Source organism: Bacillus sp. PK3-067, from assembly GCF_056738645.1.
This window is the reverse complement of the sequence record NZ_CP096490.1, coordinates 2,162,311-2,186,771: the sequence shown is the minus strand read 5'-3', so window position 1 is coordinate 2,186,771 and position 24,461 is coordinate 2,162,311. Positions and strand designations below refer to the sequence as shown.

Annotated in this window: 28 protein-coding genes and 2 pseudogenes; 6 read left to right on the top strand and 24 right to left on the bottom strand. The window is 33.2% G+C overall.

Features of this window, described 5'->3' with window-relative positions:
- Positions 1 to 142: 142 nt before the first annotated feature.
- The 5 genes from prpB to M1D73_RS11395 form a co-directional block, all read right to left on the bottom strand.
- Positions 143 to 1,051, bottom strand: a complete 909-nt coding sequence (gene prpB / locus M1D73_RS11415; protein WP_000312639.1) for a methylisocitrate lyase — start codon at positions 1,049 to 1,051, stop codon at positions 143 to 145.
- A 19-nt stretch (positions 1,052 to 1,070) separates the two neighbouring features.
- Positions 1,071 to 2,507 (bottom strand): 2-methylcitrate dehydratase, encoded by a 1,437-nt coding sequence (prpD, locus tag M1D73_RS11410; protein WP_000598123.1) that lies wholly within the window; start codon positions 2,505 to 2,507, stop codon positions 1,071 to 1,073.
- Between the two features lie 98 nt (positions 2,508 to 2,605).
- Positions 2,606 to 3,727 carry a citrate synthase gene (gene mmgD, locus M1D73_RS11405; protein ID WP_002041090.1) on the bottom strand — a complete coding sequence of 374 codons (1,122 nt, stop codon included), beginning with the start codon at positions 3,725 to 3,727 and terminating at the stop codon, positions 2,606 to 2,608.
- Between the two features lie 395 nt (positions 3,728 to 4,122).
- Complete coding sequence (locus M1D73_RS11400) at positions 4,123 to 4,413, bottom strand: HesB/YadR/YfhF family protein (protein ID WP_001222842.1); 291 nt, start codon at positions 4,411 to 4,413, stop codon at positions 4,123 to 4,125.
- 15 nt (positions 4,414 to 4,428) lie between these two features.
- Positions 4,429 to 5,574 (bottom strand): MFS transporter, encoded by a 1,146-nt coding sequence (locus M1D73_RS11395; RefSeq protein WP_000440662.1) that lies wholly within the window; start codon positions 5,572 to 5,574, stop codon positions 4,429 to 4,431.
- A gap of 235 nt (positions 5,575 to 5,809) precedes the next feature.
- Between M1D73_RS11395 and M1D73_RS11390 the strand changes: the two genes are divergently transcribed.
- Positions 5,810 to 6,094 (top strand): hypothetical protein, encoded by a 285-nt coding sequence (locus M1D73_RS11390; protein WP_000270101.1) that lies wholly within the window; start codon positions 5,810 to 5,812, stop codon positions 6,092 to 6,094.
- 101 nt (positions 6,095 to 6,195) lie between these two features.
- Here M1D73_RS11390 and M1D73_RS11385 read toward each other — a convergent pair whose 3' ends face one another.
- Positions 6,196 to 8,688 (bottom strand): PBP1A family penicillin-binding protein, encoded by a 2,493-nt coding sequence (locus M1D73_RS11385; RefSeq protein ID WP_001293963.1) that lies wholly within the window; start codon positions 8,686 to 8,688, stop codon positions 6,196 to 6,198.
- Positions 8,689 to 9,154: 466 nt separating this feature from the next.
- On the opposite strand from M1D73_RS11385, the gene M1D73_RS11380 reads away from it, so the two are divergent.
- Positions 9,155 to 9,364 (top strand): KTSC domain-containing protein, encoded by a 210-nt coding sequence (locus tag M1D73_RS11380; RefSeq protein WP_000977081.1) that lies wholly within the window; start codon positions 9,155 to 9,157, stop codon positions 9,362 to 9,364.
- A 67-nt stretch (positions 9,365 to 9,431) separates the two neighbouring features.
- Here the strand turns inward: M1D73_RS11380 and M1D73_RS11375 are convergent, their stop codons facing one another.
- From M1D73_RS11375 to M1D73_RS11355, 5 genes and pseudogenes are all read right to left on the bottom strand, one after another.
- Entirely contained in the window at positions 9,432 to 9,644 is a 213-nt protein-coding gene (locus tag M1D73_RS11375) for a YqaE/Pmp3 family membrane protein (RefSeq protein WP_000990233.1), read from the bottom strand.
- Between the two features lie 114 nt (positions 9,645 to 9,758).
- A pseudogene (locus M1D73_RS11370) lies at positions 9,759 to 10,433 on the bottom strand (DUF6944 family repetitive protein).
- 137 nt (positions 10,434 to 10,570) lie between these two features.
- Entirely contained in the window at positions 10,571 to 11,278 is a 708-nt protein-coding gene (locus M1D73_RS11365; protein ID WP_000823062.1) for an SDR family oxidoreductase, read from the bottom strand.
- A gap of 142 nt (positions 11,279 to 11,420) precedes the next feature.
- Positions 11,421 to 11,621, bottom strand: coding sequence for a hypothetical protein (locus M1D73_RS11360; RefSeq protein ID WP_000915142.1), 201 nt, complete (start codon positions 11,619 to 11,621; stop codon positions 11,421 to 11,423).
- Between the two features lie 44 nt (positions 11,622 to 11,665).
- Positions 11,666 to 12,001 carry a hypothetical protein gene (locus tag M1D73_RS11355; protein WP_000651907.1) on the bottom strand — a complete coding sequence of 112 codons (336 nt, stop codon included), beginning with the start codon at positions 11,999 to 12,001 and terminating at the stop codon, positions 11,666 to 11,668.
- A 207-nt stretch (positions 12,002 to 12,208) separates the two neighbouring features.
- On the opposite strand from M1D73_RS11355, the gene gerPF reads away from it, so the two are divergent.
- Entirely contained in the window at positions 12,209 to 12,424 is a 216-nt protein-coding gene (gene gerPF / locus M1D73_RS11350) for a spore germination protein GerPF (RefSeq protein WP_001141569.1), read from the top strand.
- A 208-nt stretch (positions 12,425 to 12,632) separates the two neighbouring features.
- Here the strand turns inward: gerPF and M1D73_RS11345 are convergent, their stop codons facing one another.
- From M1D73_RS11345 to M1D73_RS11320, 6 genes are all read right to left on the bottom strand, one after another.
- Positions 12,633 to 12,968, bottom strand: coding sequence for a YolD-like family protein (locus M1D73_RS11345; RefSeq protein ID WP_002024004.1), 336 nt, complete (start codon positions 12,966 to 12,968; stop codon positions 12,633 to 12,635).
- A gap of 302 nt (positions 12,969 to 13,270) precedes the next feature.
- The gene (locus tag M1D73_RS11340) at positions 13,271 to 13,678 is read right to left on the bottom strand and encodes a KH domain-containing protein (RefSeq protein WP_000050502.1); all 408 of its coding nucleotides are present in this window, start codon (positions 13,676 to 13,678) and stop codon (positions 13,271 to 13,273) included.
- A gap of 249 nt (positions 13,679 to 13,927) precedes the next feature.
- Positions 13,928 to 14,146 (bottom strand): hypothetical protein, encoded by a 219-nt coding sequence (locus M1D73_RS11335; protein ID WP_000864275.1) that lies wholly within the window; start codon positions 14,144 to 14,146, stop codon positions 13,928 to 13,930.
- 402 nt (positions 14,147 to 14,548) lie between these two features.
- Positions 14,549 to 15,400, bottom strand: a complete 852-nt coding sequence (locus tag M1D73_RS11330) for a peptidylprolyl isomerase PrsA (protein ID WP_121868324.1) — start codon at positions 15,398 to 15,400, stop codon at positions 14,549 to 14,551.
- Positions 15,401 to 15,602: 202 nt separating this feature from the next.
- Complete coding sequence (locus M1D73_RS11325) at positions 15,603 to 16,601, bottom strand: glycoside hydrolase family 25 protein (RefSeq protein WP_000540655.1); 999 nt, start codon at positions 16,599 to 16,601, stop codon at positions 15,603 to 15,605.
- A 478-nt stretch (positions 16,602 to 17,079) separates the two neighbouring features.
- Complete coding sequence (locus M1D73_RS11320; protein ID WP_000392281.1) at positions 17,080 to 17,670, bottom strand: hypothetical protein; 591 nt, start codon at positions 17,668 to 17,670, stop codon at positions 17,080 to 17,082.
- 265 nt (positions 17,671 to 17,935) lie between these two features.
- Between M1D73_RS11320 and M1D73_RS11315 the strand changes: the two genes are divergently transcribed.
- Entirely contained in the window at positions 17,936 to 18,130 is a 195-nt protein-coding gene (locus tag M1D73_RS11315; RefSeq protein WP_000412555.1) for a hypothetical protein, read from the top strand.
- A gap of 687 nt (positions 18,131 to 18,817) precedes the next feature.
- On the opposite strand, the gene M1D73_RS11310 is transcribed toward M1D73_RS11315, so the two are convergent.
- The 6 genes and pseudogenes from M1D73_RS11310 to M1D73_RS11285 all read right to left on the bottom strand — a co-directional run.
- Complete coding sequence (locus tag M1D73_RS11310; protein WP_000122943.1) at positions 18,818 to 19,393, bottom strand: complement C1q domain-containing protein; 576 nt, start codon at positions 19,391 to 19,393, stop codon at positions 18,818 to 18,820.
- A 153-nt stretch (positions 19,394 to 19,546) separates the two neighbouring features.
- Positions 19,547 to 20,083, bottom strand: coding sequence for a C1q-like domain-containing protein (locus M1D73_RS11305; protein WP_002183539.1), 537 nt, complete (start codon positions 20,081 to 20,083; stop codon positions 19,547 to 19,549).
- 137 nt (positions 20,084 to 20,220) lie between these two features.
- Positions 20,221 to 20,472 carry a DUF3947 family protein gene (locus M1D73_RS11300; protein WP_000500097.1) on the bottom strand — a complete coding sequence of 84 codons (252 nt, stop codon included), beginning with the start codon at positions 20,470 to 20,472 and terminating at the stop codon, positions 20,221 to 20,223.
- A gap of 144 nt (positions 20,473 to 20,616) precedes the next feature.
- A complete protein-coding gene (locus M1D73_RS11295) occupies positions 20,617 to 20,892 on the bottom strand; it encodes a hypothetical protein (protein ID WP_000355695.1) in 276 nt (91 codons plus the stop codon).
- Between the two features lie 338 nt (positions 20,893 to 21,230).
- Entirely contained in the window at positions 21,231 to 21,470 is a 240-nt protein-coding gene (locus M1D73_RS11290) for a hypothetical protein (protein ID WP_000960640.1), read from the bottom strand.
- A gap of 231 nt (positions 21,471 to 21,701) precedes the next feature.
- Positions 21,702 to 21,806: pseudogene (locus M1D73_RS11285) on the bottom strand (2TM domain-containing protein); the annotation flags it as partial.
- A gap of 475 nt (positions 21,807 to 22,281) precedes the next feature.
- Between M1D73_RS11285 and M1D73_RS11280 the strand changes: the two are divergent.
- Together M1D73_RS11280 and M1D73_RS11275 are read left to right on the top strand one after the other, a co-directional pair.
- A complete protein-coding gene (locus M1D73_RS11280) occupies positions 22,282 to 22,596 on the top strand; it encodes a thioredoxin family protein (RefSeq protein WP_000658787.1) in 315 nt (104 codons plus the stop codon).
- 353 nt (positions 22,597 to 22,949) lie between these two features.
- Positions 22,950 to 23,831, top strand: coding sequence for a cation diffusion facilitator family transporter (locus M1D73_RS11275; RefSeq protein ID WP_000380385.1), 882 nt, complete (start codon positions 22,950 to 22,952; stop codon positions 23,829 to 23,831).
- On the opposite strand, the gene M1D73_RS11270 is transcribed toward M1D73_RS11275, so the two are convergent.
- Positions 23,821 to 24,456 (bottom strand): phosphatase PAP2 family protein, encoded by a 636-nt coding sequence (locus tag M1D73_RS11270; protein ID WP_000833370.1) that lies wholly within the window; start codon positions 24,454 to 24,456, stop codon positions 23,821 to 23,823. The two genes, M1D73_RS11275 and M1D73_RS11270, sit on opposite strands and share 11 nt — an antisense overlap.
- Positions 24,457 to 24,461: the final 5 nt, after the last annotated feature.

Below are 24,461 nucleotides of genomic sequence, written 5' to 3'. Positions count from 1 at the left end.
CTATCATTCGGCTTTCATAGCTTTTTGCTTATGCTCGTCTACGATGAGTGGAATATCTTTTTTGAAAATAGAAGGCGATGATTTTTCACATCAAGCATTTTATTTTGCCAAAGATGTATTTTCATCGCCTTCGCTGCTTTATCTATTGATCTTCTGATAATACTGTTTTTGCAATACCAGTATCTAACTCTTCAAAGTCATGATATGAAATTGTTTCGTATAATTCACTTCTCGTTTGCATATTAGAAAGTGCATCTTTTTGAGAACCTGTTTCTTTAATTAAAGCAAACACATTTTCATACGCTTTCGCTGCAACGCGAAGTGAAGTTACAGGATAAATAACCATTTGGAAACCCATATTCGCAAATTCCTCTGCACTATAATATGGAGTTTTTCCGAATTCAGTCATATTCGCAAGCAAAGGTGCATTTACCTTACTATTAAATAGACGGAATTCTTCCTCTGATTGAAGCGCTTCAGGGAAAATTGCGTCTGCACCTGCTTTTACATATGCATTTGCTCTTTCAATTGCTTCATCTAATCCTTCAACGCCACGAGCATCAGTACGTGCTACAATGTATAAGCTCGGTGCAACTTCTTTAATCGCTTTAATTTTTTGAACCAATTCTTCTGTAGTAACAAGTTTCTTACCATTTAAATGTCCACATTTTTTTGGTAATTGCTGATCTTCAATTTGGACAGCTGCTACTTTCGCTTCCACCATTTCTACAGCTGTTCTCGCCACATTTAGTACACCACCAAATCCTGTATCAATGTCAACAAGAACAGGTAAGTCTGTAGCTCTTACTAAATCTCTTGCTCTCTCAGCCACTTCAGTAGACGTCACGATACCTAAATCTGGTAAACCTTTACTTGCAGTATAAGCAGCTCCTGATAAATAAAGAGCTGAAAAACCTGTATTTTTCGCAACAAGAGCTGCCATTGCATCATGAGCACCTGGAATTTGCAAAATTTCATTTGCTTCTACTAAAGCTCGGAATCGATTCGCAAGCTCCTCTTGTGTTGACTGTTTTTTCACAACCCAAGCCATTCTAAATTCCCCCCTATTATTAAATTAAGAATAGATCTACAAATTCGTTTACATTCATATTTTCTAGTTTTTCTTCATTTAAACAAACTTCATGAATTTGTTCTTGTTGCTTACTAGAATAATGACCTGCCATATTTGCAGTGAATTTTTGAACAACTTTTGGAATTGCTTCGTCTCTACGGAAGCGGTGACCAAGCGGATATTCACATTCCACATTTTCTGTTACTGTGCCATCTTTAAAGTGAACTTGAACAGCGTTGGCGATTGAGCGCTTGTTCGGGTCAAGGTAATCTAAACTGTACTGTTTGTTTTCAACAACAACCATCTTATTACGTAATTCATCTACACGTGGATCGTTTGCTACTGCATCTTCATAATCGTCTGCAACAATATCTCCTTTTAATAAACCAATTGCCGTAATGTATTGTAAGCAATGATCACGATCAGCTGGGTTATTTAATGGACCTTCTTTATCAATAATACGAATTGCTGATTCATGAGTTGTAATTGTAATACGGTCAATTTCATCTAATCTCTCTTTAATTTCCGGATGCAACTTCACTGCACATTCTGCAGCCGTTTGTGCATGGAATTCTGCTGGATATGACACTTTAAATAATACATTTTCCATTACATATGACTCTAGTGGTCTTGCTAATTTTAATTCTTGTTTATTGAATAATACATCTTGGAATCCCCATCCTGGCGCAGATAATGCTGTTGGATAACCCATTTCACCTTTTAGAGCAGTCATTGCAAGATGAACACCGCGGCTCGTTGCGTCACCTGCAGCCCATGATTTACGTGAGCCCGTATTTGGAGCATGACGATATGTACGAAGACTAGAATTATCAATCCACGCATGTGATAATGCATTAAAGATTTCTTCACGTGTTCCGCCAAGCATTTTCGCAACTACTGCAGTTGTTGCTACTTTTACATATAATACATGGTCAAGACCAACTCTGTTTAAGCTGTTTTCTAAAGCAAGCACGCCTTGAATTTCATGTGCTTTAATCATCATTTCTAATACTTCACGTACTTTTAAAGCTTCTTTTCCTTCTGAAATACGAACACGGCTAATATAATCTGCAACTGCTAAAATTCCGCCTAGGTTATCAGATGGATGTCCCCACTCTGCTGCAAGCCAAGTATCGTTATAGTCTAACCAACGGATCATACATCCGATATTAAATGCACCTTTTACTGGATCTAGTACATAAGACGTACCTGGTACACGTGTACCATTTGGCACGATTGTTCCTGGCACAACTGGTCCTAGTAATTTCGTACATTCTGGATATTGCAGTGCTAAAATTCCACATCCAAGTGTATCAAGTAATACGTAACGAGCTGTACTGAATGCTTCTGCACTAGTAACCTCTTTATTTAATACATAATCGGTAATCTCTTCTAATAATGCATCTTTTTGCTTAATTTCATTTGTTTTAATCATGCTATTCTTCCCTTTCTGTCGAAAATTCGTTATTATTAATGATGGGTGTCGGTCAAACACCCATCTGGCGGGCGGCGCTAACAACTCCCCAGTTGTTCTTATTTACTAAGTACATGTCGCTCGCCAATATAATTTACACGAGGACGGAACAAACGATTATTTGCATGTTGCTCAATAACGTGCGCACATAACCCCACTGTTCTAGAGCTAAAGAAGATTGGTGTGTAAAGTTGAATTGGAATACCTAGCATCCAATATACTGGAGCTGCATAATAATCAAGATTTGGATAAATTCCTTTTTCTTTTTCCATAATCTTTTCTCCAGCTTCACACATTTCATATAGTGTATAATCACCTTTTACATCACATAACTGTTTTAAAGCTTCCTTCATCATAAGTGCTCTTGGATCCATCTTCTTCATATAAACACGGTGTCCAAAGCCCATAATTTTTTCTTTGTTATATAGTTTCTTCTGTAATAACTCTTCAAATTTCTCAACATTACCAGCTTCTAAAAGCATGTACATAACCGCTTCATTTGCACCGCCATGTAAACTTCCTTTTAAAGATGCAACTGCACCTGTTAAGGCACCGTATAAATCTGATTGTGTTGATGCAATAACGCGAGCTGTAAATGTAGAGTTTGGCATTTCATGCTCACTATATAAAACAAGGGAACGATCAAAGATCTTTTCCTCAAGTTCAGTTGGTTTTTTACCAGTTAACATATAGAAGAAATTCGCACTATAAGATAATTCTTTAAGAGGTTCAATTGGCTCCTCATTATTTAAAATATGATAGCTATTCGCTACAATGTTTGGCACTTTACTTAGCAGCTTGTACCCTCGGCTTTTATTCACTTCTAACGAGCGGTTTTCGATATCATTATCGTAACCAGCTAACGCTGACACACCTGTACGTAATCCATCCATGGGATGCGTCTCTTTAGGCAATGCCTTTAGTACGTTGAATACACCTTCTGGTACTGCATATTCTTCTTTTAATTTCTTTTCAAGTGTTACTTTTTCATCTTCATTCGGTAGGTGTTCCTCCAATAAAAGGTGCACAATGTCTAAATACTCTTTTGTTTTTGAGAGTTCGATTAAGTCATACCCTTGAATTACAATTTCACCTTTTACTGTGTCAAGAAACGAGATTTTCGTCTCCGCTGCCACTATACCATCTAATCCCGGGGAAAATTTCTCTTCAGCTTTCATCATTATTTCCTCCAATCCTAATAGATCTTCGTGCACATAACTGTAAGCCTTTACAATATTGTGAAACTACATTTCTATTTCAATGTATCAGAGTTTTTAGAAGATTTCAATTTATTTTATAATGATAAGTTTCCTACACTTTTCTTACTGTAACAATACAATTTTTTGAAAATAATTCTTATATTTTATAAAGAAAGGATAGACTTCTTTGCGTATTTTCAAAAACAAGATATAAAGATTTTTCATATAACACCTCCAAATATACAATTATTCTAATTTTATTTGAGAAATAGAAAAAACGAGCTGTACATAAATACAGCTCGTTACTATATGATATTTATTTCACTATCTCTTAAATATAATTTTTATATAAAACTTATTCATTTTTAATAAAGTTATTATTTTACATAATTAAATTGAATTTCTTCCATTTCCTCATGATAACTTACAAATAAATCATAGTTTTGAAAATACCAAAGATCATCAGAATCTACAAAAAATATAATACCTTCCTTCTCAACTGACACTATTTCGCCATCGGGTTTCTCAGCAACAACCCCTAAAGAATATCCGGGCTGAATTGAACTATCCCCTCCGTACCTTACAGTAAAACGTACAGATTCACCGTGCTTTATACGTAATTCTTCCTGGAACCATTGCAGAGCTTTACGATCAATTGAAATTCTCATCTTTATTCCTCCAGTTTACGCAAACTCTTTTTTTCCTAATCGTTGTTTTACAAAGAAGACGAAAATAATTAAGGCTATCAATGCTGAAATTGCACTCCCTGAAAATAAAATACGATAACCAAACATTTGTGAAACAACTCCAAGTAAAATAGCACCTAACCCGATTCCTAAATCAAACGCTGTAAAAAATGAAGCATTTGCAACTCCTCTTTTACTCGGATCGACAATTGTAAGCATTGCCGCTTGCAAAGCTGGCTGCGCTGAACCAAATCCAATACCGTATAATGTTGCTGCGATAATTACACCTATCAAACCATTTGAAATAGTTAAAACAACTATAGCTAAAATAGTAATACATAATGCTGGAAGTATAATGAATACTTCTCCATACTTATCTAATAGTTTCCCTGAAATTGGTCTTACAATTGTTAATGCAATTGCATATACAAGAAAGAAAGTTCCCGGGTTTACATGAATTGATGATGCAAATAACGGTAAAAAGGTTGTTATTCCTCCATATGCAAACGATAAAAAGAATACTACAATCGTGATTGTTAATACGGATTTCTCAAATAGCTGAATTTTCCCTTTTTCTTTTTGTGGCGTAAATGGGATCTTCGTTATTAATGATAATACGACTGCCATAAAAGATAACAACGTCGCTAATAAAAATAGACCATCAAATGAATAATTTTGCACAACCCATAATCCAATCATAGGTCCGATCGCCATTGCAATTGTCATCGCCATCCCGTACCAACCCATACCTTCACCGCGGCGTGAATCTGGAATAATATCCGTTATTGCTGTTCCAACAGCTGTTGTAGAAACAGCCCATGTTACTCCGTGAATAACACGTAAAACAGCTAAAAGGACAATAGTCGATGCTATATTATAGGAATACATCGTTAAGCCAAAAAAGATGAGTCCGAAAATAATAAAGGATCTTCTACCATATTGATCTAACATTCCTCCAATAATCGGTCGTATTACAACAGCAGCTATTGTAAACATCCCCATCATAAGTCCAACTTGCGATTCATTGCCACCTATCTCTTTAATAAAGAGCGGGAGCGTTGGAACAAGTAAATAAAATCCTGTAAATAAAAATAACATTGCGAAAGTCATTTGAATAAATGATTTCGTCCATAACCGTTCCATAAAAATACCTCCATACACTCGTAAAATATTACGATTAACACTCTCATTGTATATTTTTTTTATCTCTTTTCCCTCCGCAAATAGACGTATCTTTTCATATTAAATAGTCCACCATCAGCTTACATTAGTCTTAAGACTTTGTACGCATATTTTAAACGAAAGTCCTATATATGTACCTTTATACGTGTGAAAAGAATATACTAATTTATTATCACAACTTAGGAGTGATTATTTTATGTGGGTATTATCATCAAGAGTAACTGTCGCGGTTCCTTCGATACCCGAAATACATGCCCCCGCCGTTCATACAGCAAGTTCCGATGTCGGCATTGAACTTCCAGCAATTTGGCAACAATACCAATCACCAGGTCAAGCTACCCCTTCATTTTGGCATCATGGTGCCCATCCAAGTAGCACTACCTTTTATCATCCTAGCCACGCTCCACTACCTCAGGCTCAAGTCTTTTATCATTTCCCATCAATTTATTTTCAAAATTTTTATGGTACGTTTAACATTTAAAACACATCATTTCATAGCTACTACATTTAAACGAAAAAAGCACTTAAGATTGTAATTTTCACAAATCTTAAGTGCTTTTTAATATTTTTTATAAATTTTTCTTATTGCCCATTATTAGCAGGGGTCTCTCCTGCATTACCGCCAGTCTCTGGTTGTGTGGTCGCTGGTGGAGTTGTATTTCCTTGACCTCCTCCGTTATTTGCTGGAGGTGTCGTATTTCCTTGACCTCCTCCATTATTTGCTGGAGGTGTCGTATTTCCTTGACCTCCTCCATTATTTGCTGGAGGTGTCGTATTTCCTTGACCTCCTCCATTATTTGCTGGAGGTGTCGTATTTCCTTGACCTCCTCCGTTATTTGCTGGAGGTGTCGTTCCTTGGCCATTTCCATTATTTTGTTCTTCTTGTTTCTTTTGCTCTTCTAGTTTCTTTTGTTCTTCTTGCTTCTTAAGTTCCTCTTGTTTCTTTTGTTCTTCTTGTTTTTTCAGTTCTTCTTGTTTCTTTAATTCTTCTTGCTTTTTCTCTTCTTCAGTTTTTTGCTGTTGATCTTGTTTTGGTTGCTCCGTTGTATCCGGTACGCTAGTATTTGGCGATGAATCACGTTTTTCACCTTTTATACGTAGCTCACTACCTTCTTGAATAACACTACTTGGCATTTTAAAGCGTGATTTATCTGTAGCCATTTCGCTCATCATTTCTTTAAAGATCAACTGTGCAATTTTCGTATTTTTACTACTAATATACTCGTCTTTACCATCTTTCATATACCCAGTCCATACTGCCATCGTATATTGCGGTGTATATCCAGCGAACCAACTATCACGAGTTGCACTTTCTGGAATTTTATATTGAGCTAATTGCTTTGATGAATAGTTTGTCGTACCCGTTTTACCAGCTACATCTAAAGAGCCTACATTTGCCGATGTACCAGTACCTGATGTAACTACAGAACGAAGCATATCAGTAATCATGTATGCGGTAGAATCTGTCATAACTTGTTTTGGTTTTTGTCCAAAACTTTGTGACTTACCGTCTGGATAAACGACTTTCTTAACAAAATGCGGTTTCGTATATTTACCTTCATTACCAAATGCCGCATAAGCACCCGCTATTTCAGTTGGCGATACTTCATTTGTACCAATCGCTGTCGATTCTGTCGGTGCTGTATTAAATGTAATACCTAGTTTCTCAGAGAATTCTTTCGATTTACTAATCCCTACTTCTTTTGCAGTTTTAATTGCAGGAATATTACGCGACATTTTTAATGCTTCACGCATTGTAATTGGACCCATATGACTTCTATCTGCATTTCGTACTTCTTGTCCCGTTGAATACTTAAATGGAGAGTCATCAATTTGATGGTACGTAGCCCATTTTAAATATTCAATTGCAGGAGCGTAGTCGAAAATCGGCTTCATCGTTGAACCAGCTGCACGATCTAATTCAATTGCCATATTATGCCCTTTAAATACAGCTTTATTTTCTCCACGGCCACTACCTATAGCACGAACTTCTCCTGTTTTCGTATCCATAAATGTGAATGCACCTTGGAATTTATCGTTCGGATAATCAATGATATTATTATTTAAAATATTATCAGCAAGTTTCTGTGCTTTCGGATCTAACGTTGTATAAATTTCTAAACCGTCAGAACCGATATTAGCATCTGGTAATTCTTTTTCTACTTCTTTCACAACTGCATCCATAAATGCAGGGTATGGCATTGTTTGTAGTTGAGCTGCAGGCTTAAGCCCCTTTTCTACGTCAACTTTTGATGCTTCTTCCATTTCCTGTTTTGTTATATATCCATGTCGGTTCATTAAACTTAGAACAACATTTCTTCTTTCTGTTGCTTTTTGAACATTTTCTTTTTTCGTTGGATCATAGTTATTCGGTGCTTTCGGTAAACCTGCAAGCATCGCAACTTCTGGTAATGTTAAGTCCTTCAATTCTTTACCATAGTAGTTTTGTGCTGCTGTTGCGATTCCATATGAACGGTTTCCTAAGTTAATTTTATTTAAGTACATCTCTAATATTTCATGTTTTGAATACTGTTGTTCTAGCTTATAAGCTAAATATATTTCTTGCGCCTTACGCTTTGGTGTTTTGTCCATTGATAAGAAGTAGTTTTTTATAACTTGCTGTGTTATCGTACTTCCACCTTGAGAACCATAATCCCCTTTAAGACTTACTAGAACAGCACGGGCAGTACCTTTAAAATCTACTCCGCTATGCTCATAAAAACGTGAATCTTCTGTCGCTAAAAATGCATTTTCTACTAATTTAGGTATTTGCTCATACGTAACATTCGTCCTTTTTTCTTTTCCATATTCATATACCAAATCCCCGTTTTTATCATAAATTTTTGAGGATAACGGATTAACAAGTTTTGCTTTCTCAAGTTTTGGTGCATCCTTAATCATTACGAAAAAGGTAGCAACCCCTGCCACTAAACCAACAATACCAAGTAATAAACAAGTGATTAAAAACTTGCGAAAGAATGATGTTTTACCTTTTGGCTTTTGTGTTTTAGAAGCTGGTTGTTTTTTCTTTTTAACTTGTCGTCGTTCCTCTCGAGAACGATAATTTTCTGACATGTTACTTTCTCCTGCCTTTCAATTCTCCCGTTGATTTACTTAAAAATATTGAGGTCACTTTCTAAAATAAATTTGATTAAGAAAGTATATTGACCTGGAGCATTCAATATTTTCCCAATTCACAGATTATAAATTTTAGAATACTTCTTATACAAACTATTTTCACTTCTATTTTTCCTAATAACGCTGCCCCTTGAAGCATAGAATGTAAAAAGTGAATTTTTAATACCTCGTATAAATAATATACCTTTTTTTCAAATGGTCAATATTTTCTTATTTATAAATCAAAGGTGAAATAAAAATAGCACAACGATATGTACTTCGTGTGAACTTCCTTATAATTACGTATAACAAACATTTAATATATTGCATATAAGTATAATACCTCTTAAATTATAAGGATTTCAACATCACAACCTCAACATCTACAAAAAAGTATTAAAAATAAAAAGTGAGGAGTTGCGTAATGATGAAGCTATCTCCCGTAATTTCAAAAAATATAGTTGCTGTTGGTTATAATCCTTTTTCTATGATTTTGCGAATCCAATTAAAGAATGGTATGTACGATTTCTTTAATGTACCAGAAAGTATTTATACTGGCCTATTACATGCACAATCTAAAAGTTATTATCATAATACTTACATTAAAAATTCTTTCCGCCACACAAAAATCTAAACTTAACACCCACTAAAAAAGAAAGGAGGTTAATCCTCCTTTCTTTTAAAAACATTTTGCAGATGAATTATCTTCGATTCCTCTTATTAATTTCATCATATGCTTGAATTTGTTTTTTCAAACGCCGATCAGCTTTTTTATCATGCACTACAAGAATTGCATGTATAACTCCTGGAACCCAAAATATTAATGTTAATATGAAATTTATGATTGCCTGAATTGGTTTTCCACAAAATAATACAGCAACAGGTGGAAGAAGAATTGCTAATAAATACATCATCCCTTGAAAACTCCTTATTTTGTATTTTATATATCACTTTTCAAAATATACGCAAAAAAACCTACTACCATTTTAATCTTAACCTACCTCTAAAATCAATGTATCTCCTTCTATTTAAATAAGTATTTCAGACTTTTTATTGTTTTCTAGCCTATTTTCTTCCTCTATTGCAGTTACTCCAATTGCAGAAATTAACGTTCCTATCGCTTGTATCCAAATACCAATGAGTGCAATGATTCTCTCATCCTTCTTATCAAAAATACTATCTTCATTTTCTCTCTCATCTTTCAATACATTTGAAACACCTTGATACGCTTGTAATCCAGCCCCTAAACTTTGCATGGAGTTACCCAGTATAATAATTTTCTGTAATACATTTATATCCAACAAAGCTGCTTCTACTCCTAAAAAAGCACCGATCGATTGTAAACTGTTCCCTGTAATGATAAGATAATCATTTTCTTTCAATTGTTCATTTATATTAAAATATGTTCCTATTACATTTGATATATTGCCTAATGCTAATAACTCAATTCCTATTTAATCAAGTAATTTACTTTGATTCTCTAAGCCTATATTTTGATTTTCTCTTTTTTCTTCCCCATCATCATAATTGCTCGCAATGATTTGTAATATATATCCGAGGGCTTGTAATGAGCTTCCTACAATAACAAGATCCGATTCAACTTTCTCTTCTCCAATAAATCCTCTTGTCGTTCCAATAGCAGCTGTAAGATTCCCTCCCACTTGAAACCATGCCCCTGTCACTTTTAAACTGCTTGGATTCATTTTTATCACCTATTTAAATATTTTCTAAAGCTTTCAAAACAAACAAATCTCACCCTTAATCTTTTATTTTATTTTTTAGATGTAATTTTGTGAATGATATAATGTGCTACTAATATAAAAGCACCTTAAAGGTGCTTTTATATGCATGCTGGGCATGTCAATGAATCTCCATTTTTATCTATTGTTATATTCAATATATATTCAATTGCTTTATGTGACCAAGTTTCAGGTGTAGGCGATTCATTTATATATTGTGGCGCACATGACTTCAGCATTGGAGTACTAATACTCCCTCCAGGATCTAAAGCAACTACAGCCATGCCATGGGGTAATTCCAGGGCCATAGATTTAGTGATACCTTCAATAGCAAATTTCGAGGCACAATATGGCGCAAGCTCAGCCTCACCTTCTCTCCCCCAACTAGAACTCATATTAATGATAATTCCTTCTTTCCTAGCTACCATCGCTGGAACAAATGCTCTTATTACATTTACTACACCATTCACGTTTACATTCATTACATTTTCGAATTCTTGAGCCGTAATTTTCCAAAGTTGTGCATTTTGATTTACAATCGATGCATTATTTATTATCATATCGGGAGCTGTATGTGTATTAAGTATATAATTTGCCCAATTGTTAACTTGCTGAGAATCTGAAACATCAATTACTTGGAAATCATGTATTTTACTGTACTGTTTTTTTAGTTCTTCAATTTTATCTTTTGAACGTCCACAACCATATATGTTCCACCCTAATTCATGAAATCGATCAACCATCGCACGCCCTAACCCTTGTGTCACGCCTGTAATAATTACAGATTTACTAATTTCTTTTCGCTTCATTTCTCTCATCCTCCTTCCCTATATCTTACTCTCTTCATTTTTATTCAGCGATTTACTATAGTATTAACTCAACTCATACTTTAGTAATGGTTTTGATATTGTATACATAAACAAAAAAAGTAACCATCATGGTTACTTTTTGCTATATATCTAAAAATTCATTGTTTATTTCATTATTGTTTTTACATTTCAACTTCTCTTTTCCACATTTCTCACACTGGTAAATATAAACTACACCTAATGTACCTTTTTTAAAATCCTCATTATCCTGCATCTTAATAAAAATATATTTATGTTTACAATGCGATTCACCCAAATAATTTTTAAACCACTTTTTCAACACAACACATTCCACCTTTATGATAGAACCTTTATTTAGCTGCTTTATTACATACTTTTATTTAAATGTTCAATCTCATCTTGCAACTTTTTAAATTGCTCAAAATGCATGGTAATAGATTGGCTACTACCATAATCAACATTTTGTTTCACTAATATAACACCCGTATCATGAAAAAGCGCTTCAAGTTCTTTCCTAATAGACACTTTCGCAATATGAGCTGTTTTAATTGCAGATAAAATTGCAATTTCATTAAACTTTAATTTTATTTCATTTGGACAAAATGCGTCTTCAACTAATATAACTTCATTACTATAAATTAGTGCAACAAGATTACTTGATTTGGCATCTGTTAAATCAACTTTTTTCATAATATCTTTCATTACATTTTGCCTCCTTTATTTTCATATATATCAATTATACAAATTTTTTAAAAAAATTACTCAACTTTATTATATTAATTTTAACACACTTTTATTGAAATCCATGCTCCAAACGTTTTACTATTCCACAATTTTTATTATATGAACCATCTGGACTATAACTCCATATAGTAATGTTAACAACTTTTTATAAAGCAGGTGAAAATTATGCCATCAGTTGTAGGAAATTTAGTTGTACAAAATAGTAATGGATCATTTAACTTAGGTGATTTCTACAACGTTTCTCCGAAAGAAAATACGAAAGCTTATAATGGTTCCGGCGCATCAAACGTTGGTTTTGTTGTTAATACTTTTAGCGGTGTTAGCGCGACCAATACATTTGATTCTGACCTTGCAGATCAAAACCAAGTGGGTACAGCCTAATCTTATGTTCAACTTTTTGTATAGAAAATTTTAATTTGTCTATACTATAATCAGGCTGTTTGACAGCTCTTATCGATTTTGGAGTACCCTATCTTTTTCTCCCTTTCCCTGGGGCTCAGCAGCTAGCACAAAGCTAGCTGCTTTTTCTTATATTATTTGTCTCATAAATCAGAAATAAAAAAAGCTGCCATTTAATATTCAGCTTCTTTTACATTATTTCAATAATATCCATAGCGTTAAATACGTAAGTTTTATAAAAGGCGTCTGTACAAATTACAATTTGTTTTACCGGATTGATATGTACAACAGTCATGTAGCTTGTTAATATGTAACCATCTTCAAAATATGTTACCAATATTTCTTTCTCAGACAGTAATGACGTTAATAATTTATCAGAAATCCTCTCTTTTGCTTCATTTGTTAAAAGCGGTTTTTGTACTTTTAATTTCTCTCCAATAATCTTTCTCATATTTAAAAGTTGTTCGGACATTACTGTAAACGGAACCCACTCTCTTTCTTCTTTTTGTATCTTTACATCGTTCATTTTTTATCTCCTTGATCATTTATACATTTATTTATTCATGCTATCCCTTAGTTATTTTTAATACTTACTAAACTATAATTAGGTTACCTCTTAAAAGAACATTCGTTCTTATTATACACGAACTTACGTTCCTTTGAGAAGAGCTATACTTATTATTTCTTAACAAAAAACATAATTTTATTTATCTCCATATTTTTTCCTTTATCAAATAAACTTTTCATTTCTTATATAAAATGCATATAAAAACTAAAAGGCGACTTCACACAAAGTGAAATCGCCTTTTTCTAAAAAATATTCAAAGCTTATTTTTCTATCCTAACTAATGTTCTTTCTAGAATACATAATTCATCTATATTAAAATGATTTATTTTTAAGTTCAATTCCCCTACTCGTTCCTTATCTTCATCACCAACCCAACAACTAAATAATTCGAAATAGTCTCCATCTTCCAAATAACTTTCCATAATCTTGCATAAAGTTAAAAGTTTTTCTTTCGCTTCTTTTTTTTCCTTTACATTTTGCCACTCGACCAGTTCAATTCCCCAATTAGTTGAAACCTCATATGTGTAATTTGTTTGGAATTGATAATCTTGTACAATTTCAAGCATACTTTCATCTGAAAAACACGGTCCAAAAACAATTACATCATTAGAATCTGGATCCGTTAACGGAATTTCTACATTACAGCCTATGTAACTTGCTAAACTCATTTTATACTCCTCCAATATTCGTATAAAAAATACTTCATAGTATATTTATTTACTCAAATATAAAATCCCTGCCTAAACGAAAAAGTTTTAAATTTTTATCGTTTATTAACCATCTATAACTGAAAACATATACTATGATGAACGAACTCACAAAGCATAAGAAAAGAGAGCATTTACAACACTCTCTTTTCTTACATACTCTATGGAACTTTACAAAACTGAATCAGTGATTTTTATTATTATATTTTATTACATATACTTAGGTTGTACTATTATATGTAACTCTCTCTCTGTATCCGCTTTTTTCGGATGACGAAAATAATTAAGTTCGTACTTTAACACTTTATACTCAACCATCCCAATTTTAATCCCTTTCGTTTCTTTTAATATAACTAATAAATCACTTATATTTTCATCATATGACTCAAAAATTTTCGCTCCGCCCTCTCCTTGAAAGATTACTTTCATATATTCTCCCCACCTTAATTTATTGATGTGGTAAATGATGCGTTTAAAACGATTCATTCTTTATCCTAAAATTTTCACAACAAAAAGAACATCCTTTCCAATCGAATGCTCAGCTTTTTACTAATTATCCATGTTAAATATTTATTCAAAAACATTATATGTATTATTTTTTAAATTATGTTCGATATTCATTATTAAAGAGTAAATATATGTAATAAACTTGCATAATGAAAACCGTAGAATATCCACTTTCGTTGAAATAATTATAAACCATAATTTTCCATTGTAATTCTTAATATTTAAATGTAATATTGTATTGTCTTACTATCTATTTATAACTCACACACTAATTAGAAAAGGGAACTCTATATGAGTTCCCTTTTCTAATTATGATTACAGTCATTATTTCTTTTCTAGAAATTTAAATGTATCTTTAAATTCTTTATTATTCACTTTAATATCAGCATCTTTCAATAAATCATTGACTACTTGTTGTTTCCATTTACCTGTCGTATCTTGTAGTCTTTGTTGTTCTATATCTTTACGAATTTTATCCTTTACTTCATCAAATGGCTTCAATTCTTTTTTATCCGTCACTTTAATAATATGGTAACCGTAAGTTGTTTTAACCGGATTACTTACTTGGCCTGCATCTAATTTATACGCAGCTTCCTCAAATTCTTTCACTGTTTGCCCAGGAGCAAAACCAGATATTTCCCCGCCCTGTTCCTTTGAACCAGTATCCTCTGAATACTGTTTTGCTAAGGCAGCAAAATCTTCACCATTATTTACTTTCTCCTTTATTTCTTTAGCCGTTTTTTCATCTTTCACTAAAATGTGACTTACTTTCATTTCTGGTTTATAGTTATTTTTCACATCTTTATCTGTAACTGTTGCTTTAATCGCTTTCTCAAATGCAATTTCTGGCTTCATTTTTTCTTTTAATTCATCTTCGTTTTTCAATCCAAGTTGTTCTAAAGTCGATTTAAAGTTCTCACCCATTTTATCTTTTGCTTCTTCTACTTTCTTTTTTGCTTCCTCATCTGAAACTTTATATTTATCTAACAATGCCTTACTTAACATCATTTGATATAAAGTACTTTCTCCATATTGTTGTCGTAATTCTTTACTTAATTCTTTCTCTGTAACATTCCCTACTTTTGATGTTACTACGTTGTCTGAGGAACCACATGCAGATAATGCTAGCATCACGCATGAAATAATTGTTCCAATAAATATTTTTTTCTTTTTCAATTCAAATACCTCACTTTTATCATTATGCAAATTAACTATACACAGTCATTGTGAAAACAGTGTGTTTTCTACATGTAATTCATTTCATATGAGTAGACTATGTATCATGTATTTTCATTTTTAAACGTAAAGAGTCTTCTTACTATTATGTATAGTAAGAAGACTCTTTACATACTCCTTAAAAACAATACTGCCGCTATAGTTACTTAATAATTACATGTTTTTCAGGTATCCAACTATTCTGCCCGATATCTACCGCATTTCCCACTCTACCCCACACTCGAAAAGATGTCGATCCATCTATATTCCCTTTATAATTCATACATTCAGGCTCTTCATAATAATTTACTCCGTAACCGACAGGATATTTCGAAGTTGCATAAAACCATTTCACATTAAAATGTTTTAAATATGCCCACTGCTTATCGTTCTCTAAACAAATCATATCTTGCTCACCGCCTCCCCAATAACCTGTTAAGATTAAATATGGAATTTTCTGAGTGAGTGCACCTGTAAATTGAGGGGTCATGGGAGTTTCATATAAATTTATTCCGTATCCATCAGGATATTTCGAAACTGCAATACCAATGCCATTCGGTTGCTGTGTATACACTATGTTAGATTGATTTGCTTTGTTGGAATCTATAAACCAAGAAAGTGACTTATTTCCTACTAATCGATTCAGATCACATTTCCCAATCCCAGGAACATTCCCTGAATCCGTATATTGCCACATATCGCATGGATATGCTGGCTTATTCCCTCCATAACGAGGGATCCATACAAAATCAGCTTCAATATTACATGCTCCAAATGATAAATACGTGTGATGCCCTACGTATAATCCTACTTTTTCCGCACCTAAACGGCGTAATTCATCAATAAATGCCTGTGTCCCGCCTTGCATATCTGCCATCGTTTGAACTTCTACGTCCGCCACCCAAAACTTAGCTGATTGATCACCACGATTCCAAAAATCTTGTGCCTCTTTCTTTGCATCAGCAATAGATATAAAACGGCAAAAAGCATAATTACCGAATGGGATACTATGCTTTTTCATTTCACTAACATAATTTTGATACATAAAATCCACCGTATTAGAGCCATCTTGAACTCTAGCAATCACTAAATCTAGCTGAGATGCTGCAATATCCCAATTAATAGTTCCATTCCATTTTGAAATATCTACAATATACCCCATACATTCCAGCTCCTTTTGAATGTCTTATTCATAGCTTGTTTTATTGTAAGCCTCCTCTCTCTAAAACTAGCTATCTATAATATAAATAAAAAGAATCTTTACTGTTTTTCAAAATATATTCTCTTTCAGAAATATTTCTATCAACTTTAACATGTATGCCACATAAAACATTCGAAATATACCCTACTATTCATTTATTATGTAATCTCGTCCTATCAATCATTTTTACAGATATTAAAAAAAATCTCCTGTATTATTAAATTATAACTTTCAGTATCGATTTCCTTTCAACTAAAAAATTTCATCCCTCATTTTCTATATATTCTTAAGTCAAAATTACTACCTCTACATGAAATTTGAGATTTAGAAAAATTTCAATTAATTGAAGTTTACTCCTATTAAATTGCAATTTTCCAACCTGAACACTATTGGTGCATAAAAAAGACATTTTCTATTACTGAAAATGTCTTTTTACAGTTTAATAAAACAACTTTGGTGCTAAATCTGTATTTTGTAATTGTGAGTTTTCACTGCTCATAACACAACTTGTGGAAAATAGAATTGGGATACCACAAACCTCATCATTCATTACATCACGAAACACATTGGCCGCAACACCTGTAAACGTTTGACATAAGTTAGAAATATCGTCATTGAAAAACTGAATGACTTCCGCAGCGAAAACCGGAAAAACAACATTCGGTCCGCCAGGGAACTGAGGCTGTACCACAACTTGTTCAAAATAAGGATTATTTTCTAGTGCTACTTGAAATAAATGAGCTATTTCAAATGCATCTAGTGGACAAGGAAATGGATTTACAATTTCATTCTCATTATTCGTTACAATAACTGTCACACTTACATTCCCAAATTGTACAAAAGATTTTAAAAGCGTTGCTAATGCTCTCGCTTTTTCGTTGCTTAACGCATGCACTAAAATAATATAATTACCACCAACAGGAATAAGCGGCCCAACTGTAACAGTTGGATCAGCACCTATTGAATTTTTTAATTCATTAAAATATGTGATCCACGGTGGCGAAAGCTGAGCTTGTACATTTTCTTCCACTATTTTATACTACCCCCTTATACCATTCTTACTAACATAATATGTAACAAACAAAAAAATGCATTAGTTATATTAACCATTTGCGTATTTATTGATTATATTAATTAAACATTTTATTTTCCATTCTCAATTTCCCCTTTACATCTTTAAGCACTTTTACTACTATAAAATTCTTTATTATAAGCAAATCCACTGAAATTTCATATTATACTAATACGACTCTATATCCATTAAATTATAATACTCAATATTAGGAGCTGATTTCATGGAAAAAAAACCTATCGTGTTCAAAATCCCACCAAATTCAAAGCTAAAAATTACATTTTTCGGTCCTTGTAACGAAGTAATTACAAATGTGTCTATAATTAATCAACTATGCACCCCTAAATGTCAAACTATCACGCAATACCCAGACTTTAAGAAATATGTAACGGAAGTACGATCGCTATCCCGTTGTTAGTCCGCATAATGCACGATTTTCACAACTTTATTACCTAAAATAACCGAGAAAGAAAATAATTGCATTCCTAGACTAAAATTACTCATGTTATGATATTCCATTGATAATTCATTGATTTTTCACACGTTTTTATGAAAAGAACATATATTATCGTATGGAGATTATCCACTCATAAAACCTATCTTTCTTTGGAGCGTACTTTTTATGTATGCTCTTTTTTTATGTAACCGTCCCCCTTCTAAATTGACCAACAATATATTAAAATTCTTTATATACTCAAGGAGGTCAAATATGTTCAAGTTGCATCCAATACTACTCATCTTAGGATTGATTTTGTTTTTATATAGTGTAATCGCCTTTATGCTATTCTTTTCAGTGTATTAGCATTCCCTACACAAATCTATGTTCAATATATAATTTCTATATGGTAAAGAAAAAACATAATGATACGATCTTTTATGTATTCCGTCTTTCTTGTTCTATAAGAAAACTAGTAAACTTACTAACAATGCGTTTTTACAAGCATGTTACTTATTATTCTGTTTATTATCTGAAGAAGGTTGAAGCCCCTACAAATTAAACTACGCTTTACCTATTTACTTATATATTTTAGAAAAACAATAATAATCCCCCACCATTTGGTAAGGGGATTAACTAAACCTACTAAAAAACATTTAATAATCAGTTTTATTTAGTTGGAGAAGGAAATCTTGCCGCTTCAAAGTGAACCGTATTTACACCATTAACATTTTGTACAATTACGCCAGCAATACTACTTTCTGCAAAAACTTCAACTAAATCTCCTGCTTCTAATTGAAGAATAGTAGTTACGGAAACATCATTATTAAAAAATACTCCTGTTCCAAAGAAATCATTATCTATCGCTATTGCCGGATTGCCATTTACACGAATTTCTACTCTAGCTCTGTAATTTACATTAAAATCATTTGGAGAAAATGTTATATTTCCTAATACACTATATACCCCTCTAGTTTTCGGAGTAAAAATCGACGTTACTGGATTATATTCATTCGCTAGATCAAATTGTTCATTTTGAAATAATACTTTAACAGGAGTATTTGCTAGAACAGGTTGATTAACTGTATTCACAGCTCTAAATGCCGATGCCCTTACAAGCTCCTCTTTCTTATCATCACAACACTTCACCTTTACATACTTCCTATCACATTTACTACTTTTCCTATAACAATCATGACTTTCCTTTTTGTAATCTTTACAATACTTACAGTAATAATAAGACATAGTGAGTCCCCCTTTACACTTATTTTTACATAGTATGCTATATAGATTAGAAGAGCTTGGACGACCTGTTACTATTTTTAATAGATTAAAAAACCCTCACCATTTCGGTGAGGGTTTACCTTTAAGCTTCTGCAAACTCATTGTTTAATGACTTTATTTAATTGGAGAAGGAAATCTTGCTGCTTCAAAATGTGCACCATCTTCTAAAGGACTTAAAACTCCATCTATACTACTTTGTGCATAAATCTCAACTTCATCCCCTGCATTCAATTGAACAATCGTCGAAACACTTACGACATTTCCAAAACTTATTGGACCAAAAAAGTCATTATCTATAGCTATCGCTGCGTTTCCATTCACACGAATTTCTACACGCGCTCTATAATTTAAAGTTGGATCGTTTGGAAAGAAACCAATCGTTCCAATAATAGAATATACACCTTTAGTCTTCGGCATAAAAATAGATGTTGCTGGATTATACTCATTCGCTAAATCAAATTGTTCATTTTGAAATAACACTTTCACAAAAGTATTAGCAGGAACATTTTGATTCACAGTATTTCTAGCTCTAAATGCCGATGCTCTAACAAGATTGTCCTTGTTATCATGGCACTTACAAGTGTTCTTACAACAATCATGATGCTTCTTTTTATACTCTTTACAATACTTACAGTAGTAATAACAAGACATACTAATTCCCCTTTCAAACTTATTACTACATATTATGTAAGATTGATTTATAAGGTTTGGACTAGCTATTTTTATTATTCATAAGGGCGCTATTAACCTGCACCCTTATTTATATACACCACTTCATTCCTTACTAGTTATAAGTTGTATACAGTCCCATATGGAATAGCCAGAAAAGAACTTCCGTACGGTGTAACTTGATGTACTGGGTAAAAATACTCTACGGATGAATAATACGGTTGTACACCTTGCTGCTGCATTTGCAATTGTTGTTGCATTTGCAATGCTTGTTGAATAGCTTGGACTGTACTTTGTGCTCCACTATACGTTATAGATGTACCATACGCTGGTCGCATACCAGTTTCAGAATTAAAATATGAATAAAACATGATTTTCAGCTCCCTTCCCGTATAATTTATTACAAATTATATTATGATTCTTTATTTCAGTGGGTACTATAAAGCTAGTCCGCTCGCTTATATTCAAATGACAAAATAAAAAAGTAGCTGCTAGACTACTTTGACTCCTTCTTATCACCAAATGAAATGATATACATATTCTCCTGTTACACGCTCATTAATTCCCGCAACCCTAACGAACCTAAGTAAATCCGCTCCTTGAAGGAAATATACCGAAATCGTAACCGGTACTTGCGACCACATGAATTGATAAAGCTCATTCACTCTCTGATTCGTCGTAACGATTAAATCATTTACAGGTCCATGATTCCATGCAGAGGTTTGAACTGAAGTGAAAGAAAGGTCTTTCCCATTAACCACTATTCTTGATACGCTTTGAGTTATGTCCACAATAATCCCCTCCAACATTACAAAAATTGGACCTTTTTTAGTTCATATTATTATAAATATTCTTGACTGTAATAAATGTTTAAGGCAAATCCCTAATAAAGTGAAACTTTAATCAGCTCTCACCAATCGGGCTTTTACTGGCAGCCCGACTCCACCTAACTTCTTTGCTTCCGCTGAATTTTGAGGTGGGGGTATTTACTGCCCGACAAATAGCGGGATAAAATTTTTTTATTCATATCCCTCAATTCCCATTACAACCATATAATTTCTAACCTTATTCAATTTTTGGAATTAATATAAAAAGGCATCTTAATTAGATGCCCTTTACTTATCTTCCACTACAATTCCACTATTAAAATAGCAACGCCAAATCCGATGCAAACCAATCCTATCAATATAAATAGCAATCGGAATCCCCATAAATCACTGATTATTTCTATAATATGCACCAGCACAATAATAATAAAATCTTTAAACCCACTGAAACTATGTTCCTTTGTCTCTCTGATTCCATCAATTACAGTCAGACAAACAATAAAAACACCTAAACCAATTAATATAAAACCTAATACAAGCATTCATATATCCTCTTTTTTCTTTTATCTCCTATTAACGAACATTTTCACATTAAAATTCAGTACATACGAGGAAGTTAGATAAAAAATTAACTACCCGTAAAACCTTATTAGTGTGTACTAATAATTAGAGGGAAGGCCCTCCTCTTCACCTTATATTATCATGAAAGGATATGAGCTTCGGAGTTATTTCTTTATAAAATAAAAAATAGCTAATTCACTACTTAAAAAGTAAAAAAGCATCAGATTGACTAGTATGTAGATGGTTAAATGCATGTAAAATGATTTTAAATTATCTACTCTTTTTTTAGCTCGGAAGTAACTCTCATCTCGTCCCATCTTTATACACCACTTTCTTAATCACACTGAACGCAATATTCAATTGATGAGTTTGTCATTTCGTTACCTCCAATTAACGCTTTTGTTCAATGTAGTTATTTTCTTGTATAATAAAAGTTAATTAATCTAGAAGGGATTCTGAGAAAGAGCGAAAAATCAGCTGGAAAGCTTATCGATTTAAATATCTATTCGAAATTAATAAGCGATTAATTTTAGTCACTCTGCCCATACTCAATCAAAGTGTGGGCTTCTTTAATTTCTGTATAAAATTCAAAAGTTTGACACAATCCTGGAAAAAGCTTATAAAGAAAAGTGAGGTTCCATTATTTTCACACTTAGTAGCGCAGTCATGTTACATATAATTTTATAAGTGTGAACGAACTACAAAACTAAAAAACAAATAATAAGTTTGCAACATGTTTGCAAATACGAATTTTGCATATAAATTCGTGTGATATTGAAAGGAGTTTTACTTATGAAAGAAATTAAAACAGAACAAGAATTCAAAGACATCATCGCAAGCGAGGAGCCTGTAGTTGTTAAGTTCTTTACTACATGGTGCCCAGATTGCGTACGTATGGACAACTTTATCGGAGATGTAATGGAAGAGTTCAATAAATTTGAATGGTACTCTATCAATAAAGATGAGTTTCCAAGTATCGCTGAAGAGTATCAAGTAATGGGTATTCCAAGTTTACTTGTATACCAAAACGGTGAGAAGCTAGGCCACTTACATAGTGCTAATGCAAAAACAGAAGAGCAAGTTACTGAGTTTTTAGAAGCATACTAAAATGAAAGCCCTCTGGAAAATATTTTTCAGAGGGTTTTCATCTATTTTCACAATTATCTTTTGAAGTTTTTCATCGTTTAATGAATTACACCTTGTCATGATAAGAATAATACGTAGTAAGAAAAGTATTCGTTTCCTCATCCATCTACCCTCCTATCTCTTTAGTAAATAAACTCCAATTAGGTTCACACCTTGACTTTGTACTTTTCAACATATTTTTCCTTTACGAAACTTTGTTATCCCCTTCTTAAAAAGCTATAAAACGTCAACAATGTTTGTATAGACCCACACGACTTTCGTTTGATACTCTATTTATAGAAAGAAATTCCTTTAAAGAAAGGTGAGTGATTAAAATGGATACTCTTTCTCATAAAGAAGCTGATAAAGGTGCTATTGTCAGCATTATGGCCTACATATTTTTATCCTCTATGAAAATCATCATCAGTTATATTACCCTCTCTAGCGCATTACGCGCTGACGGTTTAAATAACTTAACGGATATCGGTGCTTCTTTAGCGATATTAATTGGTCTAAAAATATCTCGTAAACCTCGTGACCCAGATCATCCGTATGGGCATTCGCGTGCCGAACAAATCGCATCACTTGTTGCGTCCTTCATTATGGCAACAGTCGGATTAGAAGTTGTTATTAGTGCCATTCAATCTTTCTTAAATCCGAAACAAGCAGCGCCTAATGTACTCGCTGCATGGGTTGCTTTATTTTCTGCTGTCGTTATGTACTGCGTGTATTTGTATACGAAAAAAATTGCAGCACGAACAAAAAGTAAATCATTAGAAGCCGCTGCAAAGGATAATTTATCAGATGCACTCGTAAGTATTGGTACCGTAGTAGGTATTGTCGGTTCTCAGTTCCAAATGCCTATTTTAGACCCTATTGCCGCTTTAATTGTCGGTCTTATTATTTGTAAAACTGCATGGGAGATTTTCGTAGAATCTTCTCATATGCTAACAGATGGAATTGATCCTGATAAAATGGAAGAATACGCTGATGCTATTGAGCATATTGGCGGTGTGGAAAACATTGTAGATATTCGAGCACGTATGTATGGGAATCAAACGTACGTTGATATTACAATTGAAGTAGATGCTCGCATGGATGTTGGAGAAAGTCACTGTATTACCGACAACATCGAAGCTATGCTGCGCAAAAAATTTGGAATTTACCATGCACACATTCATGTTGAGCCAATGAAAAAAGAACCTATTATGACATAGGTTCTTTTTTTATGAACGTTTTATGGAATATAACACATAAAACGAGCCAGCTACCGCCAGCTGCCCATCCTGCTAATATGTCAGATGGATAGTGCACGCCAAGATATATTCGGCTAACTGAAATAGATAATACAACAAAGCTTGCTATAAGAATAATTAACAATTTTTTATGCAACGAAATACGCTCTTCAGTAATTGTGACGTATGCAATAAATCCTAAAAAAGCAGTAGCATTCATCGTATGACCGCTCGGAAAACTATATCCAGTTGCAGTAACAAGCTGCGTGACATCAGGTCTTGCTCGTTCGTACCATAGTTTAAGCATACTGTTTAAATAACGAGATCCGTAGTAATTAATTGTTAGAAGTAACGCACTAAGTAACTTTTTTCTAACGAGAAAATACATTACAAGAATAATGAGTAATGGAAAATATATTCTTTTGGAACCGATAAAAGACACCCAAGTAAAATAGGTCGTCAAATAATCGTTTCGAAAGCTTTGAATAAAATGTGCGACTATATTGTCAAAGTTCTCAATACAAGCGGTATGATACGAAAGTGATAATACGACAAAACAAATGAGTAACGTAAAACTTAGCAAGTATAAATGTCGATATCGTTTCACATACA